Here is a 15,044-nt window from a genome sequence, read left to right on the forward strand (position 1 = left end):
CATCCACATCTCGTCCACTTCTGGTCGACACCCGTCCGCCACGCTGCGCCGGTACGTCGAACAGCCGGCCGAGGGGCCGGCGCGAACATGGAGGTTTTCAGTGAGCGAGGTTGCGACCTACGACGTCGCCGTGTCCTTCGCCGAGGAGCAGCGCTCCACCGTGGCCGAGGTGGTCGAGGCGTGCCGGCAGCGTGGGCTGCGGGTGCTGCACGGGCCCGAGCAGACCCACGAGTGGTGGGCGCACAAGGGCGGGGGCGACCTGCCGGAGGCGCGGGTCCGGTTCTTCCTCCCGTTCGTGTCCGCGGTGGACGACTTCACCGCGGACATGCTGCGCGCGGCCAAGGCGGGCGACGAGCACGTGCTGCCGGTGCTGGTCGACGACGTGGCGGTGCCCACGGCCCTGCTGCACCCGCACGTGGCCTACCTCCGCGTCAGCGGGCGCCGGACCGACCAGCTCATCGAGACGCTGATCGTCCGGATCGAGGCGGCGGAGGCGGCCGGGTGGGAGCGCGCGCCGGTCACCGAGGTGGTGACCAGGGCCAAGGGGCTCGCCCCGGTGGCGGTGATGCCCAGCACCTTCAGCCGTTACCTGGAGCAGGACGCTGTCCTGCGCTATCTGGGCGAGCAGTTCGTCGCGGCGGTGCCGGGGCTGAGCCAGCGCGGGCTCGTCGGCACCGTCCACATCGGGGACTCGCGGATCACCGTGCGGGTCGAGCGGGCGGGCGACACCGTGTACGCGCTGGACATCCAGCGCGGCGGCATCGGTGGCGACGAGACGGTCAACTTCGTGCTCGGAAGGCACGCCGCGGGCAGCGCGTGCAGCAACGGCTGGGTGCGGCCGGTGTACGACACCGAGACGGGTGCGGCCGTGCTCGAACTGCACGACCTGTCGTTGCTCGGCCTCGGCGCCACCGAGCCGCGCACCTACCACCGCGAGGAGCTGTTCACGGCCCTCTGGCAGCGGATCGACACGGTGCTGGCGTCGACCGTTCGCTGAGCCCGCAAGGGGATGCGCCCCTCACCTCCGAGGTGAGGGGCGCATCCCCTTGTGCCCGTTGTCAGTGCGGGCGGCTGCCGTGGGCCCGGTCGAGCACCTCCTCCAGTCGCAGCGGGTGGGGCGGGTGGTGGCTCAGGCACAGCGGCGCGCTCATCCGGCGGAACCCGAACGTCTCCCCGGTGACGTAGAACTGCCCGCGCTCCAACCGCGAGATGTCTCCGACGGAGCTGCCCTTGGCCCTGGCCATCTCGGTCGCCGCGGCGATCTGCGCCGGGCTGTTCAGCCTGCCGAAGAACTGCGTTGTGGCGTTGCCGACGATCTGGTTGTGCACGCCTTTCGGCGCCTGGGTGGCGAGCAACAGGCCCAGCCCGTACTTGCGCGCCTGCGAGGCGAGCAGGATCGTGCTCTGCGTACTCGCCGTCCGGGTCCCCGACGGCGCGATCGTCTGAGCTTCGTCCATCACCAGCAGCCCGCCGAGTGGCCGGTCCACGGCGGGATTGCGCCTGATCCAGGCGAAGACCTCCAGCTGGAGCTGGCTGACGAACCCCTGTCTCTGCTCCTCGGACGGCAGTCCGACGAAGCTGACGACCGAGATCCGCGCCCGCTTGCCCGGCCGCGGGGTGAGCAGCACACCCGGGTCGGTTGTCTCACCCGAGCCGCCCAGGAGGGGGTCGTTGACCATCGCGGCCCGCAGCGTCTCGGCCAGGTCGGCCGCCGTCACGGAAGCGGTGCCGAGCGTGCTCACCCCCTCCGGCAGTTCGGCGAGGAGGTCGACGAACCGGGTCAGGTCGCGTTCTCCCCTGCGTGCGTAGTAGGCCAGGGCCTCACGCAGCACCGCCTGGCCGCGTGCGGCGGCCTTGGTGTCACCGGCCACCCGGGCGTGCGGGATCAGGCGGGCCACGGCTGCCTCGACCGAGGCGGAGAACTCGTCGACGTCCTCGCGTACCTCGGCGAAGTCCGGCAGCGGGTGGAAGCTGAGTGGCCGCCCACCCGCCCGCCCCGGGGTCCACACCACCACCTCGGTGGTGGCCATGTACTCGGCGGCCCGATTGGCGTCACCCGGCCGCCAGCCCGCGGGCGGCTCCGGCCACGCGTCGCCCAGTCTCGCCAGGTCGTTGTTCGGGTCCAGCACGATCGCCGAGACTCCCCGCAACGCGCACTCCTCAACAATCCTGCGCAGCAGCACGGTCTTTCCACTCCCGGAACCGGCGAAGACAACAGCGTGCTTGCGCAGCGCCTCCAGCTCGATGCGGATCTCGTCCTCCAGCCCGAGCGCGATCTCTCCGGGGGAGAGCGGCGACGCCTGCGGTGACGGTGATGGTGACGGCGGCGGCCTCGTCTCCTGGTGCCCTGTCCTGGCCCGTCCCGACTCGGGCAGGATCTCCCGCAGGAAGGTGTTGCGGCTGGCCGGTTTCCGTGCCACCAGCCAGGCCAGCAACTGGTGGGTCTGCTCGGACAGCATTTCCCTGAGCGCGCTGAACGTCCGGAGGTCGTCGTCTGACACCTCGACGCGCTGCCCGCCCGCTCGCTCCAGCTCGGCGACCTCGTCCCTGGTCTTCTGACCCGTCCACCCCTGCTCGCCGTTGCGGATCAGGACCAGGTGCCGGTCTCGCGCGCCGGGGCGGATTCCCGCAGCGGCACAGGCACCGCGCATCCTGCGCAACACCCGGTTGCCGTGACTGCAGGCGATGAGCCGGAATCCCCAGCGCTCGACGGTGTCCAGCGTCTCGTTCACGGTGCGGCGCAGACCGGCGTGCAGGCGCTTGTCTCCGTCGGGCAGCGGCTCCGGGCGCCACGTCAGGTCGTCGTTGCCGACCTCGGTGATCCAGGACTTCAACCCCGCCAGCAGCAGCGCGGGCATGACCTCGTCCTCGTTGTGCTGCTTCAGCTCGGCGGCCGAGATGTCGGCCTTCTCCCGCAACCGCGCGAACCGGGCGTCGAGCTCCGCGAAGTAGTCCGGCTCCGGGCCGACCGGTGCGGGTGCGGGCGCGGGCACCTCGACGGTCTGCTCGTCGAAGGAGCTCAGCTCCCGGATCTCGCCGTACATGCAGGACTCCGCGTGCGCGTGGATGCGCTTGAGCAGCTCTCGTGGGGTGCGAGCAGCCCAGGCACCGGCGAACGCGCTCGGCGCCACCGGCCAGGTCGGGTGGGGCGGAGTGAACCCGATGCGCTCGTAGATCACCCGGAGCCACCGCTCGACCAACGTCCGGCCGATCGAGGGTTCCACGATGGAGCCCAGGATCGGTGTCTCGTTGAATCGGTCATGCACCGTGTCGCTGACGACCGAGTGCAGTTGCTTCCAGGTGTTTGGCAGACACGCGACAACGGTGAGAGTTCGTCTTGTGGTGTCGCGCAGCTGCATCAACCCGTCGGCGATGAGTGCGAGCTCCCGCGCGAGCTCGGTGCCCGTCACCTGTTCGTCAATGGCTTCCTGCGCCATGTTCACGAGGGTGTCCAGCTGATCGATGGCGACGACACAGGGGCCGGTCAGCGCGAGGACGCGCGAGATATCGCGTACCAGCGTCCGCGACGGCTTCGGTCTGGTGTGAATGCCCCAGTGTCCCCAGTGCCTGCGCGCGTCACCTGTCTCCGTCAGCCCCTGCAGGTATGCCAGTCCGACGTCGGGGTGCTCGGACCCGTACAACGCCAGCGCCCGGATCGTGTCGGCACACTCGACCGCGATCCGTCCGTCCACTTTGCGCAGATGGTTGATGAAGGTGCGTAGGTGGTCTGGAGTCAGCGGTGCTTCGTTCACGATCGTTCGCGAGACTTCCTCGGGCACATCGGCTGCTGCGGACAACTGTCGCAGCAACACGGTGAGCTGGAGTTCGCCGTCGTCGTTGGCGCGACGCAACTCGCTGCGCATGGCATCGGCGACGTCGTCCCAGAACGCCTTGCCCGAGGTCAGCTCGATCAGGAAGAAGTACCCGCCCTCCGCCTGCACCCTGCGGCGCACCGAGCCCAGCAGGTGGGTCTTCCCGACGCCCTTCTGTCCCTGGAGCACCAGCCCGACGGGACTGGCGTCGGGACTGGCTTTGGCGTCCGTGATCCCAGCATGGACGCGGTCCTCAGCGTTGCTGTGCAGCCCCTCCACGTGGGAGGGCGACGCGTGCCAGACATCGTCCGGGGTCTCGGCGGAGTTGAAGCGGAGCGCGGCGAGTGCCCTGCGTAGCTGCTCACTCATGATTCCTCGATCGCCAGGAGGTGCTTGTCCTCGCTACCGATCCGGATCGCGGCGGCGTGATCAGCATCGGTCAGCACCTTGCGGTTGGAGTCCGGGGCCAGGTGAACTTTGCCCGTCTTGATCATTCCCAGCAGCACTTTGTCCACCTCATCCTTGTCCGCGCCGTTGAGCCGGGGACGCAGCTTGGCCAGGCGGACCCAGTCCTGCGGCTTGACCGACAGATCCAGGTAGACCGCGCGGATCAACGACTCCAGGTCACCGGAGCGGATCGCCTCGACGAGGGTGCCGCGCTGCTGGTGGTATCGGACGATGCGCCGTAACAGCTCGGCGTACGCGCGTGCCAGGGGGCCCGACCTCGACGGCGGCTCGCCCTCGACCAGATCCTGGACGCACCACGAGATTCCCTCTTCGGTGATCTGGTGCACGTACGGCCTGGTCTCCGTCCGCGTCCGGAGCAGACCGTCCCTGTTCAGCCGGTCGCGGCCGTCCGGGCTGAGCTTGATCTTGTGCTGGTTCGCCAGCTCGGTGTTGGGCACCTCCCTGTTCGCCAACATCAGCACCATCAGGGCCGCTCGTTCGCTGGGTCCGTATATCGCCGGCATTTCGCCACCTCTCAGTCGTTGGACAGGTGAATTCGACGATCGATCCGGTTGACCAGGGCGTCGATCTCGGCCCGCAGGTCCGCCGGCACAGCGCACGGGTCGCCGTTCCCGTGCACCCTGCTCAGCACCTCGAGGTCCACCGACCGGTCACGCAGCAGGGCGAGCTCGCCGTCGTCCAGTGCTGCGGCCATAGCACGCACGGTTTGCTCGATGAGCACGAAACGCGCGGCGTAGGGCATCTCGTTCGGCACGTTGCGGAGCGCGGATGCCGCGCTCCGCAAGGCTTCCCGGTCCGCGTCAGCTTCGGTGGGTGGGGTCCCCGTGATGAGACCGTGCAGGTCCTGCGCCACGTCCACGGGCCGCGTACCCGGTTCGAACTCCAGATGGTGCAGGTTGCGCAGGAAGCCCGGTAGCCGCTCGCGTTCGGTGCCGCGAGTCAACACGCAGAACAACTGCCGCTGGTCGCCGTCCGGGCCGAACGCGTGCCGCAGGAAGCGTTCGGCCTCGATGAGCTGCCAACGACTCACCTCGCCGTCCACCACGAGGCACAGGTGCTTGGCGGGCTCGCGGGTCTGGTCGAGGAGTCCCGGGTCCCCGGACAGCGACCGGTCGACCCGCACACCGAGCGCGCGCAGTTCGGTGACGAGCTCCGACGCGGGGCCCAACAGAGACCGGGGACTGGACACCAGCAGGTCCAGGTCGAACTCCCGGCGGTGGGTGCGGGCCGCCGCCACGTAGGCGTCCCGGTTGTCGGCGAGCAGGTCGGTGCGGTCGAACTGCTGCGCGATCACCGCCGCGATCGTCTCCAGCGCGAACGAGATCTGGTCGGCCGACGGAACTCGCTCCTCCCGGACGGGCAGATGCTCGCCGAAGCTCCAGTAGGAGATGTAGGGCAGCGTGAGATGCCGCAACATCAGATCTTCCGGCACGCTCTTCACCAGCCAGTTGCGGAACAGCGGCGAGACCACCTCAGCGCACCTGCGTTGCCACTTCTCGGCCCGCTCGTACTCCACCCGGTTGTCCAACCGGGACAGGACCGGGAGCACCATGTGCCGCGGCCGGTCGTAGGGCATCTGGTCCCTGGCCCGGTCGGCACGCCGCGCGATGTCCACGACGTCCCTGAGGTTCTGGTCGTTGGCGGTGAACACGACGACCAGTCGGTCCGGCAGATGCGCGGTGCAGATGCTGGCGATGTCCGAAATACCGGTCCGGCTGTCGATCAGCACGAAGTCGTAGTTCGCGGTCCACTCCTCGCGACACCGCTCCAGGAACGCCGCGAACCCCTGCTCGTACAGGTTCTCCCAGTCGATCGACTGCATGCGTTTCACGTAGGAGTCGTCCGTCTTCCCCGCGGCCAGCAGGGCGAGGGGGCCGCCGTCGACGTCGAGGGGGACGGCGTGCTCGCTGGGGCCCTCGGCACCCGCGAGGAAGTCGTGAGCGAGGTCGACCACGCCGCCGTCGGGCTGCCTGGGCAGCACCGGAGCGAAGTAGTGGTGCAGGCCGGGGGCCTCCAGGTCCCAGTCGATGGTGAGCACCCGGTATCCCCAGCGCGCCAGCAGCACGGCGATGTTGGCCATGGTGAACGTGCGCCCGACGCCGCCCTTGTAGGAGTAGAACGTGATCACGGTCCCGGGGGTCATTCGAACCTCGGTAACTTCGGAGGTGGGAGGAGCACCGGATCGGGTTTTTCGATGATCGGCCAGTCAGGCCGCCACTCGGGCACCTGCTGCAACAGTTGGACGAGGTCACACGCCAGCTCGGTGACCTTTCGGTGAAATTTGACGTAGTCGCGAGTGTCTTGATATACGGGGTCTGGTTGGGAAAACTCTTTGAAGTCCCACCAGGAGCGTTCTCTGGCCTCCATTGGAAAGTTATCGGAGTCGGAATATAATATGGGATAGATGAGTCCTTGTGGGATTTTGAGTCCTGCCAGTCCGAGTGCCCTTTCTCTCGCCTGCATACTGCGCCACTCTGCCATGCACCAAGGGGAAACGAAGTACTGGGGGGTGAGTAGCTGGACCATGATCTTGCTGTGCCTTAGGGCATACTGAAGGTTGGACGGCCAGTGCACGGCACGTGGCATCGTCTGATCGACGTATACCCTCGGTGCCGGTGCGATTTGGTCGGCGAGGCATTCGCGAAGCTTCTTGAAGAAGTGGTTCAGCAGCCATCTCTGCACGCTGCCGTGTCGGCTGTAGCTGATGAACAAGTCGTACTTGTAGTCGGACACGGCCTTGATGGTAGATGCCGACCGTCGGTGGGAACAGGCAAAAAAGTGGACAATTATTGCGGTACTGGCCAAATAGTGGACAAAAACGGGAAACCTGGCTGGTGTGGCGGAGCGTCGTCCCCGTCAGGCGTCACTAGCACGAGAGCTCGCGGAGCGGAGTTGACAACACTGAGACCACCGCAGCGAGACGGCTGTTGTCCGCCTCCACGAGGAGGTAGGCGGGCACTGGGCGAGCAGCCGCTGTCCCACCTCGCCGGTGCGCGGGACGAATGGACATCTGCTCCGGACGATCAAAGATCCACAGGGGACTGACCAACCGGTGGGATGGTGGCATGTCTCAATCACCAATCCTGGTCACCGGCGGAACGGGCAAGACCGGACGTCGGGTGGCGGCCAGGCTGCGAGCGCTCGACGTGCCGGTGCGGGTGGCGTCCCGTTCGGCTCCGGTGCGTTTCGACTGGGCGGACGAGGCGACGTGGGGGCCGGCCCTGTCCGGCGTCGGCGCCGTCTACCTCGTCGACTCGAACACCGCCAACGCCCCCGACGAGCTGCGTGCCTTCCTGGGGCATGCCGAGAAGCACGACGTCGGACGAGTGGTCCTGCTGTCGGCGCGGACCTGGCCCGAGATCACCGGGGAAGCCTGGCTCGCCACCGAGAACGCGGTGCGGGAGGCGAACATCGACTGGACCATCCTGCGGCCGACGTGGTTCCACCAGAACTTCGTGGAGGAGCCGCTGTTGGCCGCCGCCCTCGACGAGGGGGAGCTCCGGCTGCCCACCGGTGAGGGGCGGGAGCCGTTCATCGACGCCGAGGACATCGCGGAGGTGGCCGTCGCCGCGCTCACCGGCGAGGGGCATGCCGGCAAGTGCTACGAGCTGTCCGGCCCGAGCGCGCTGACCTGGGGCGAGGCCGTGGCGGAGATCGCCAGGGCGACCGGAAGGGACATCCGCTACACCGCGGTCAGCGACGAGCAGTTCCTTGAGGAGATCGTGGCGCGCGGCTGGCCGGCCGAGGGCGCGGGCCTCCTCCTGGCCATGTTCACGCACATCCGGGAGGGGCGGAGCGAGGCGCTGTCCGACGGAGTGCGCCAAGTCCTCGGCCGCGAGCCGGTCGACTTCGCGACCTACGCCCGGCGACTGGCTGAGGCCAACGGCGCCTGATCACCACCAGTGCACAGTGGACTGTCCCGTGCCCGACGGACACGGGACAGTCCATTCTGGATTTCTGGGTTCGGTGGCGCTCAGTGGGTGGCCACCGAGGCGCTCAGCGGGTCGCGCAGCACCCACCTCAGGGTTGATGAGGAGTTCGAGCTCGGGCTCCAGCGTGTTCTTGAGTCGGAAACGGTTTGGCTGGCGTGCTTTGCTGGGATCGTGGACTGGGTGCGGGAGTTCTATTCCACGACCGGGTCGTGGTGGGCGAGGGCCGATGCCAGACTCGGTGAGCGGGACTGGCGTCGGGTCGGGTTGTTGCGTGAACACGCTGGGGGCGAACCGAAGCGGGTGCTGGAGCTCGGGTCGGGCTACGGCACGACCGCCGTCGCGACCGCGAAGGCGGGCCACGAGGTCACGGCGGTGGAGATCAGCGACCGGGCCGACCACCTCGGTGACTTCGCGGACGACGTTCGCCCGGGTTCGCTCACGGTCCACAAGGCGGACTTCTTCGAGGTGGATCTGCCGGGGTCGTTCGACGTCGTCTGCTACTGGAACGGCTTCGGGGTTGGCACGGACGCTGACCAACGTCGTCTGCTGACCCGGATCGCCGCCGAGTGGTTGCGGCCCGGCGGCCTCGCGCTCGTCGACGTCTTCAACCCACTGGTCTGGGCCCGGTGGGATGGCGACGAGGAGCACAAACTCCCGGATGTCGCCGCCGGCTACGACCACGAGTTGTGGCAGCGAACCGCTTTCGACCCGGTGACGTGCACGGCGATCGACACGTGGTGGGAGGCGGCGAACCCCGAGCGGAAGATCAGCCAGGCCCTGCGGTGCTACACGCCGGCCGACCTGTCGCTCCTGCTCGCCGGCACGGGTCTGGCGCTGACCGGGATCACGGTCGGCGACCGCGCGTTCCCGCCCGCACCCCACCCCGGTCTGCGTGCGCTCCTCCAGGAACACCACGAGTACCTGGCGGTTCTCCGGCCGCTGCCCCGACGACCTCTGGCAGACAACGACGTTCGGCTCAGGGGAGAGGTTGGCCGTGACGGAGGTCGTTGAGACGCCGGAGGGTTGGCTGGTGCGGGGCGAGGAGCTCCGGATCACCGAGCTGCGCTTCGACTGGGCCGTCACTCTGGTGATCAGCGGCACCACCGGGACGTACGAAGTTCGGCTGGAGCGGGAAGTTCGCCTCGGGGCCCGACATGGAGAGGTGCGGACCATCGATCCGGAAGGCGAACCGGCGTCGCTTGCGCCCTTGTTGGGGCTGCTCCGCGCCGAGGTCGAGGAGATCAGGGTGTTCTCCGACGGTCGTCTCCGTCTCGCGTTCCCCGGAGGCACCGTGCTCGAAGTGCGTCCGGACAACGACTTCGAGGCGTGGACTCTGACAGGCACGTCGGGATTGCTCTTCGTGGCGGTCCCGGGCGGCGGGGTGGCGGTCTGGTCCTGAAAGCCCTGGGGCTGGCGGAAACCCGGTTGGGGTCAGGGGACGGGGTTTGCCCGGGGTTCGGGATTCATCCGTGGCCGGACAAGCACTCGGGCGATGAGGAAGCCGGTCGCGAGCAGGAAGACCAGGGCTCCGTTGGCGCCGGCGGAACGGGGATCGCCCGAGCCACGGCTCACCTCCTGCACCACGAGGGTCAGCGCCAGGACGGCTTCCAGGGACAGGATCACCGTCAGCGTCGTCCGGGACAGGGCGGCGAGCCGTCGGGGAGTGCACCGGTCGAGAACCACGGCGGTCAGCGCGCCGAACGGGCGGCGCGCCACGAGCGACCACAGCCGGAGCGCCAGGACGCCCAACGCGACGATGACCAGGTCCAACGCCAACTTCACCACGAGCGGACCCTGTCTGGTGGCTGCGTCCACGACGGCTCCGAGCGCGGCACTGAAGATCAACAGGGGTAACAGGGCGAGAACCCAGCCTCCGGCCACCTTGCTGACGCGGAGCGGTGGCGACGGCTTCCCGGTGGCCTGGGCGGAGACAGGCAGGGGAGTGGCCGGTGGAGCGGTCTGGCCCAGGTGGAAGTGGAGATCACCGTGGATGGCGCCGGCCTGCACGGTGGGACCCGACACGGAGCCGCTGATCGTGTTCTGCGACTCGGGGTGGGGGTTTGACTCCGATGGCTGGCCTGACGGCTGGAGCACGCGTGATCTCCTCCCGGGCCGGAGACAGTCTCCGGATGGTAGCCCCCAGATCACCCGCCACCGCCCAGAACGGGCAACTTTCCGCGCCGTCCCGGGACCGGACACTGCCGGGGGCCGAGGGAAACCCGGGCCAGGGCCAGGCGAATCCAGGGCAGTCAGCTCACGGCGACCACGCATCGCGGCCGTGTGCGGACGAAGTAGGACCGGGCCGCGACGGCCAAGGCGAGGCCGTATCCGCAGAACGCGACCATCCCGCACCAGGCAACCAGGAGAACGTCCTCAGTGGACTGGAAGTCTCCCTGTCGGATGGTGACGAGCCCGAGGGCGTTGAGGGTGAGGTAGCCGAGCCCGAGCACGCCGTACGGAGCGAGAGTCGCGGCCCCCAACAACGCCGGGGTGAGCGGGAGCCACCGGGGAACCGGCCTGCCGGTCAGGAGCGGCGCCCACCGGGGGAAGACCTGGCCCCACGGGTGGACGAGGCCGTGGAGGAGGAAGACGCCGAGCGCGGCGAGCAGCGCCGTGGGGTCGAGGCCCCAGGACTCCAGAACGGTCCACGTCCCCCCGCCGCCCTGTCGTTCCGCCGAGGGGATCATGTCCGCGCCCGTGACGCCGGCGAAGGTCCCGCCCCACGCCCACACGGTCTTCATCGCGATGTAGGGGAGAAACGCCGCCGACCCGATGTACGCGGCCAGACGCACGCCGCGCGGAGCCGCAGTCGGTTCGCGCCTGACCCGCGCCGACGACGGTCCGTGTGTCGTACCGCAGCGAGGACACGTCCCCCGGGTTCGGTGGCGGTAGCCACGCGCCGTGCCCGCGAGGAGGACGGCGCCGGTCGCGGCCAACGCCTGATGAGCGGTCCCGAGCCAACTGTCGACGTCGTGCGCGACCAACAGGGTGACCACCTGCATGAGCAGGCCGAAGGCGCCCAGGCCGCACACCACGACCAAGCCCCACAGCACGGAGAGCAGGCCGGTCCTGGGCACCCGCCGCCCCCAGGGGAGGAAGGTGGCCGTGGCGGCCGTCGCGGCGAGCACGGCCACCGCGACGACGGCCCAGTCCGCGACGAACAGGCCCGGGGCGAGGCTGGCGGAGAGGACCGGGGCTCCGGACGCGATCGCGACCAGACCGAAGGTCCCGTACACCGCCGCCCACCCGGCCGTGGCCTGCCCCACCCAGTCCGGCCACGACCGCTGACGCGGGGAGGAGGGTGTCGGCGCGCGTCGGGCGGTCTCGGTCATGCCGTGACCCTCACACGCGTCCGACGGCCCCACGCCCCTCTCCCGAGTGATCACCCTCCCCCGGACGGGGGAAGGACGACGATCAGAGCGGGAGCAGGTCGGGCCGCTTCGGGCTGATCGTGTCGCCGGAGGACTCGCCGCGCAGGCGCCGCCTGATCCACGGCAGGACGTGCTCGCGGCCCCACCTGAGGTTCTCCGCGCGCTGCTGCCGCCGGCTGACCACGGCGTGCGGGCCGAGGTCGGCGGAGGAGAGTTCGTGCGGCACGCCGAGGACGTCGAGGACGGCGATCGCGACCTCGGTGTGCCCGAGCGAGTTCAGGTGGAGCCGGTCGGCGGCCCACAGCCGGCGGTCGCGAAGCTGGCGCATGGCCCACAGGTCCACCACGCGCGCGCCGTGCCGGGCGGCGATGACCCGGGTGTGCTCGTTGAAGATGGCGGTCCGACCGCGCAGCTTGCGGAACACCGGGTCGGCGGCGCCGTCCACGCCGGTGAACAGCAGCACGGTCGCGCCGGTCCCGGCCAGTCGCGCCACGGCCCGCTCGTAGCGGTCGGCCAGCGCGTCGATGTCGACCTTGGGGCGCAGCAGGTCGTTCCCGCCGGCGTAGAGGGTGACCAGGTCCGGGGCCAGCCTCAGCGCCGGTTCGAGCTGGTCGGCGAGGACCTGGTCGAGCAGTCGGCCCCGGATCGCGAGGTTGGCGTAGCGGAACTCCGCGTCGGCGGCGGCGAGCTGCTCGGCCACGCGGTCGGCCCAGCCCCGGACGCCGTTCGGGCGGGTCGGGTCGTCGTCGCCGACGCCCTCGGTGAAGGAGTCACCGAGGGCCACAAAACGCTTGCGCATGCTCCGCACTCTAGGCGGACCCGGATCGATCACCGTCGCCGGTGACCGGGCCGGCGCCGGGGACCGGGGCGCTGAAGCGCGGCGAAGTGCCTGGTGGGACGGTGTCGGCCGCGTTCGGGGCAGGGGGCGGGAACTACCTCGGGCAACATGAACTGCTGCCCCGATAGTTTCAGTGCCGATCGAAAGTAATTACGCTCAGCGCGCGCGCCGTGGCGACGAACGCGACGTCCTCGAACCCGGCCTCAGGGCCCTGGCGGTTTGCGAATGCCGTGCTCGAGAGTGCGGATGACCACGGCGGCGACGCCGTGACGAGGCATCATGCCGTTGGCGGCGTCCTCGCAGCCCGTGTACACGAGGCTCCAGAGCGCGTGCCGGATCCAGAACGGACTGAGCTCCGGGTCGAACACGCCCTCGGCCTGGCCGCGTCGGATGAGGTCGAGCACCGGGTCGTCCGGCGCGACCGGATGGGTCGACGGGCCCGTCGACTCCAGGACGCGCGGGTCGCCGAACAGGAACATCAGCCGGTCGCCGACGTCGACGAACGCGGTCACCACCCGGCGCAGCGCCTCCAGCGGCGGCCCCTCGTGCGGCGCGGCGTCCTGGACGGACCTGGTCAGGACCTCGACGGAGTCGTCGACCGTCTCCCTGATGAGCGCTTCCCGGTCGGGGAAGTAGCGGTGCAGCGTGGTCCGCCCGACGTTGGCGGCCTCCGCGATCGCGGGAAGCGTCGCGCCGCGGTCGCGCGCGAGGACCGAGGCCGCCGCACGCAGGATGGCGTGCCGCGTCCGACTGCGTGCTCCACTCACCCGATCAACCTAGCCAAGGGCCTCTCACGATTCAAAGTGGAACTTTGACGTTCCACATGGGTACTCTGGCACGCCGATCACCGAGGGGAAGGGCGGACATGATCCACACTGAGGGACTCGCCAGGGAGTTCCGGGTACGCCGACAGACCGTGACGGCGGTCGCGGGCATCGACCTCCACGTCGAGCCCGGCGAGCTGGTCGCGCTACTCGGCCCGAACGGCGCGGGCAAGACGACGCTCCTGCGCATGCTCACGACCCTGCTCCCGCCGACGTCGGGCAGCGCGACGGTCGCGGGCTGCGACATCCACAGCGACGCCGGCGGGGTGCGGGCCCGGATCGGCTACATCGGGCAGAAGAACAGCGCCGGCGAGAACTTCCGGGTCCGCGACGAGCTCGTCACGCAGGGCCGCAGCTACGGCCTGACCAGGGCGCGGGCGCGCGAGCGGGCCGACGAGGTGTTGGCCCAGCTGGAGCTGGAACCGCTGGCCCAGCGCAAGCCCGGGACGCTCTCCGGCGGCCAGCGCCGGCGGGTCGACATCGCGTTGGGCCTGATCCACCGGCCCGGCCTGCTGTTCCTCGACGAGCCCTCCACCGGGCTGGACCCGCAGAGCCGCGCCAGCATCTGGGAGCACATCCTGCGGCTGCGGCGGGAGCAGAACATGACCGTCGTGCTGACCACGCACTACCTGGAGGAGGCCGACCGGATGGCCGAGCGGGTGGTGGTGGTCGACCACGGCCGCGTCATCGCCGACGGCACGGCCGAGCAGCTCAAGAACGACCTGGCCGGCGACCACCTCACGATCACCACCGAGAACGAGCCGGACGCCGGCGCCGCCGCGACCGCGGCCGCCCGGTTCTCCGACGAGGTCGCCGTCGACGGCCTGACCGTGCGCCTGCGCGTTCCCCGCGCCGTGCGGGCGATGCCCGAGTACCTGCGCGCGCTGGAGGCGGCGGGGGTCAAGGCGGTCACCGCGGACATCACCCAGCCCACCCTGGACGACGTGTTCCTCGCGCTCACCGGCCGGAGCCTGCGGGACGACCAGGCCGCCTGACCCCACCGAACGAGAAAGCAGGCACCCATGTTCCGCGACACCGCCACGGTGTTCTCCCGCGAGTTCGTCCCCGTCCTCCGCGAACCGCTGAACCTCGTCTTCTCGATGGGGCAACCGCTGTTGTTCCTCTTCCTGTTCGGATCACTGCTCTCCGGGAGCCCCGGGCTGGCCGCCGGCGAGTCGGCGTGGCAGTGGTTCGTCCCGGGCATCCTGGTGATGCTGTGCCTGACCGGCCCGCTGGCGGCCGGCTACTCGCTGCTCGTCGAGCTGATGGGCGGCTCGATGGAACGGCTCCTGGTCACCCCGTTGAACCGCACCGCGATGCTGGTCGGCCGGACCCTCAAGGAGTTCGTGATCCTGCTGGTCCAGGCGGTGCTGACCATCGCGCTGGCGGTGCCGCTCGGGTTCCGGCTGTACCCGCTGGGCGTGCTCGCCGGGTTGGCGCTGCTGGTCGTGCTCGGCGTCGGGCTGGGCGCGCTGTCGTTCGTGCTGGCGATCAAGTCCCAGCCCAGCGGGCAGCTGTTCTGGGTCGTCACCCAGATGCTGTTGTTCCCGATGATGCTGCTGTCGGGGATGTTGCTGCCGATGGACTACGGCCCGGCGTGGCTCCGGATCGCCGGCGACGTGAACCCGGTGACGCACGTGGTCGAGGCCGAGCGCGCCCTGTTCGCCGGCCGGTTCGCCGACATCTCGGTGCTGTACGGCTCGGTCGCCGTGGTCGTGATCGCCGTGCTGGGCCTGTGGCTGGGCACGCGGGCGATGCGGCGCGGGGTCTGATCTGTCCCAAGTTCAGCCCCGCGGCTG

At 69.7% G+C, this 15,044-nt stretch carries 14 protein-coding genes; 6 read left to right on the forward strand and 8 right to left on the reverse strand.

Features of this window, described 5'->3' with window-relative positions; all coding sequences use genetic code 11:
• The first annotated feature begins 100 nt into the window (after nt 1-100).
• Complete coding sequence (locus BUE43_RS16715) at nt 101-997, forward strand: TIR domain-containing protein (RefSeq protein WP_073484184.1); 897 nt, start codon at nt 101-103, stop codon at nt 995-997.
• A 61-nt stretch (nt 998-1,058) separates the two neighbouring features.
• On the opposite strand, the gene BUE43_RS16720 is transcribed toward BUE43_RS16715, so the two are convergent.
• The 4 genes from BUE43_RS16720 to BUE43_RS16735 are packed head-to-tail and all read right to left on the reverse strand — an operon-like array spanning nt 1,059 to nt 7,013.
• Entirely contained in the window at nt 1,059-4,181 is a 3,123-nt protein-coding gene (locus tag BUE43_RS16720) for an ATP-binding protein (RefSeq protein WP_073484186.1), read from the reverse strand.
• The gene (locus BUE43_RS16725) at nt 4,178-4,744 is read right to left on the reverse strand and encodes a hypothetical protein (protein ID WP_234995763.1); all 567 of its coding nucleotides are present in this window, start codon (nt 4,742-4,744) and stop codon (nt 4,178-4,180) included. The genes BUE43_RS16720 and BUE43_RS16725 overlap by 4 nt, the downstream gene beginning before the upstream one ends.
• 50 nt (nt 4,745-4,794) lie before the next feature.
• The gene (locus tag BUE43_RS16730; protein WP_073484189.1) at nt 4,795-6,423 is read right to left on the reverse strand and encodes a tyrosine-protein kinase family protein; all 1,629 of its coding nucleotides are present in this window, start codon (nt 6,421-6,423) and stop codon (nt 4,795-4,797) included.
• On the reverse strand, nt 6,420-7,013 hold the full coding sequence (locus BUE43_RS16735) for a TIR domain-containing protein (protein WP_073484190.1): 594 nt from the start codon (nt 7,011-7,013) through the stop codon (nt 6,420-6,422). Before BUE43_RS16735 ends, BUE43_RS16730 begins: the two co-directional genes overlap by 4 nt.
• A gap of 332 nt (nt 7,014-7,345) precedes the next feature.
• Here BUE43_RS16735 and BUE43_RS16740 point away from each other — a divergent pair, with 332 nt between their 5' ends.
• From BUE43_RS16740 to BUE43_RS16750, 3 genes are read left to right on the forward strand one after another with little or no spacing between them, the layout of a single operon-like run.
• Entirely contained in the window at nt 7,346-8,173 is an 828-nt protein-coding gene (locus BUE43_RS16740) for an NmrA family NAD(P)-binding protein (protein WP_073484192.1), read from the forward strand.
• A 9-nt stretch (nt 8,174-8,182) separates the two neighbouring features.
• Complete coding sequence (locus BUE43_RS16745; protein ID WP_234995764.1) at nt 8,183-9,223, forward strand: class I SAM-dependent methyltransferase; 1,041 nt, start codon at nt 8,183-8,185, stop codon at nt 9,221-9,223.
• Nucleotides 9,224-9,242: 19 nt separating this feature from the next.
• Entirely contained in the window at nt 9,243-9,611 is a 369-nt protein-coding gene (locus BUE43_RS16750) for a DUF6188 family protein (protein WP_143174208.1), read from the forward strand.
• 32 nt (nt 9,612-9,643) lie between these two features.
• On the opposite strand, the gene BUE43_RS16755 is transcribed toward BUE43_RS16750, so the two are convergent.
• The 4 genes from BUE43_RS16755 to BUE43_RS16770 all read right to left on the reverse strand — a co-directional run bounded on the left by BUE43_RS16755 (nt 9,644) and on the right by BUE43_RS16770 (nt 13,188).
• A complete protein-coding gene (locus BUE43_RS16755; protein WP_143174209.1) occupies nt 9,644-10,306 on the reverse strand; it encodes a hypothetical protein in 663 nt (220 codons plus the stop codon).
• A 155-nt stretch (nt 10,307-10,461) separates the two neighbouring features.
• Nucleotides 10,462-11,544 carry a hypothetical protein gene (locus tag BUE43_RS34725; protein ID WP_200797557.1) on the reverse strand — a complete coding sequence of 361 codons (1,083 nt, stop codon included), beginning with the start codon at nt 11,542-11,544 and terminating at the stop codon, nt 10,462-10,464.
• Nucleotides 11,545-11,626: 82 nt separating this feature from the next.
• The gene (locus BUE43_RS16765) at nt 11,627-12,382 is read right to left on the reverse strand and encodes an SGNH/GDSL hydrolase family protein (protein ID WP_073484196.1); all 756 of its coding nucleotides are present in this window, start codon (nt 12,380-12,382) and stop codon (nt 11,627-11,629) included.
• A gap of 242 nt (nt 12,383-12,624) precedes the next feature.
• Nucleotides 12,625-13,188 (reverse strand): TetR/AcrR family transcriptional regulator, encoded by a 564-nt coding sequence (locus BUE43_RS16770; RefSeq protein WP_073484197.1) that lies wholly within the window; start codon nt 13,186-13,188, stop codon nt 12,625-12,627.
• 98 nt (nt 13,189-13,286) lie between these two features.
• Between BUE43_RS16770 and BUE43_RS16775 the strand changes: the two genes are divergently transcribed.
• Both BUE43_RS16775 and BUE43_RS16780 read left to right on the forward strand, forming a co-directional pair.
• The gene (locus BUE43_RS16775; RefSeq protein ID WP_073484198.1) at nt 13,287-14,240 is read left to right on the forward strand and encodes an ATP-binding cassette domain-containing protein; all 954 of its coding nucleotides are present in this window, start codon (nt 13,287-13,289) and stop codon (nt 14,238-14,240) included.
• Between the two features lie 27 nt (nt 14,241-14,267).
• Nucleotides 14,268-15,017 (forward strand): ABC transporter permease, encoded by a 750-nt coding sequence (locus BUE43_RS16780; protein ID WP_073484200.1) that lies wholly within the window; start codon nt 14,268-14,270, stop codon nt 15,015-15,017.
• Nucleotides 15,018-15,044 lie beyond the last annotated feature (27 nt).

This window comes from Streptoalloteichus hindustanus, assembly GCF_900129375.1.
In the GTDB taxonomy this organism is placed as follows: Bacteria; Actinomycetota; Actinomycetes; order Mycobacteriales; family Pseudonocardiaceae; genus Streptoalloteichus; species Streptoalloteichus hindustanus.

What these genes read in the sequence shown, in the direction of transcription:
- BUE43_RS16720 (WP_073484186.1), bottom strand. Translation starts at nt 4,181, where the DNA reads ATGAGTGAGCAGCTACGCAGGGCACTCGCCGCGCTCCGCTTCAACTCC.
- BUE43_RS16725 (WP_234995763.1), bottom strand. Translation starts at nt 4,744, where the DNA reads ATGGTGCTGATGTTGGCGAACAGGGAGGTGCCCAACACCGAGCTGGCG.
- BUE43_RS16730 (WP_073484189.1), bottom strand. Translation starts at nt 6,423, where the DNA reads ATGACCCCCGGGACCGTGATCACGTTCTACTCCTACAAGGGCGGCGTC.
- BUE43_RS16740 (WP_073484192.1), top strand. Translation starts at nt 7,346, where the DNA reads ATGTCTCAATCACCAATCCTGGTCACCGGCGGAACGGGCAAGACCGGA.
- BUE43_RS34725 (WP_200797557.1), bottom strand. Translation starts at nt 11,544, where the DNA reads ATGACCGAGACCGCCCGACGCGCGCCGACACCCTCCTCCCCGCGTCAG.
- BUE43_RS16765 (WP_073484196.1), bottom strand. Translation starts at nt 12,382, where the DNA reads ATGCGCAAGCGTTTTGTGGCCCTCGGTGACTCCTTCACCGAGGGCGTC.
- BUE43_RS16775 (WP_073484198.1), top strand. Translation starts at nt 13,287, where the DNA reads ATGATCCACACTGAGGGACTCGCCAGGGAGTTCCGGGTACGCCGACAG.
- BUE43_RS16780 (WP_073484200.1), top strand. Translation starts at nt 14,268, where the DNA reads ATGTTCCGCGACACCGCCACGGTGTTCTCCCGCGAGTTCGTCCCCGTC.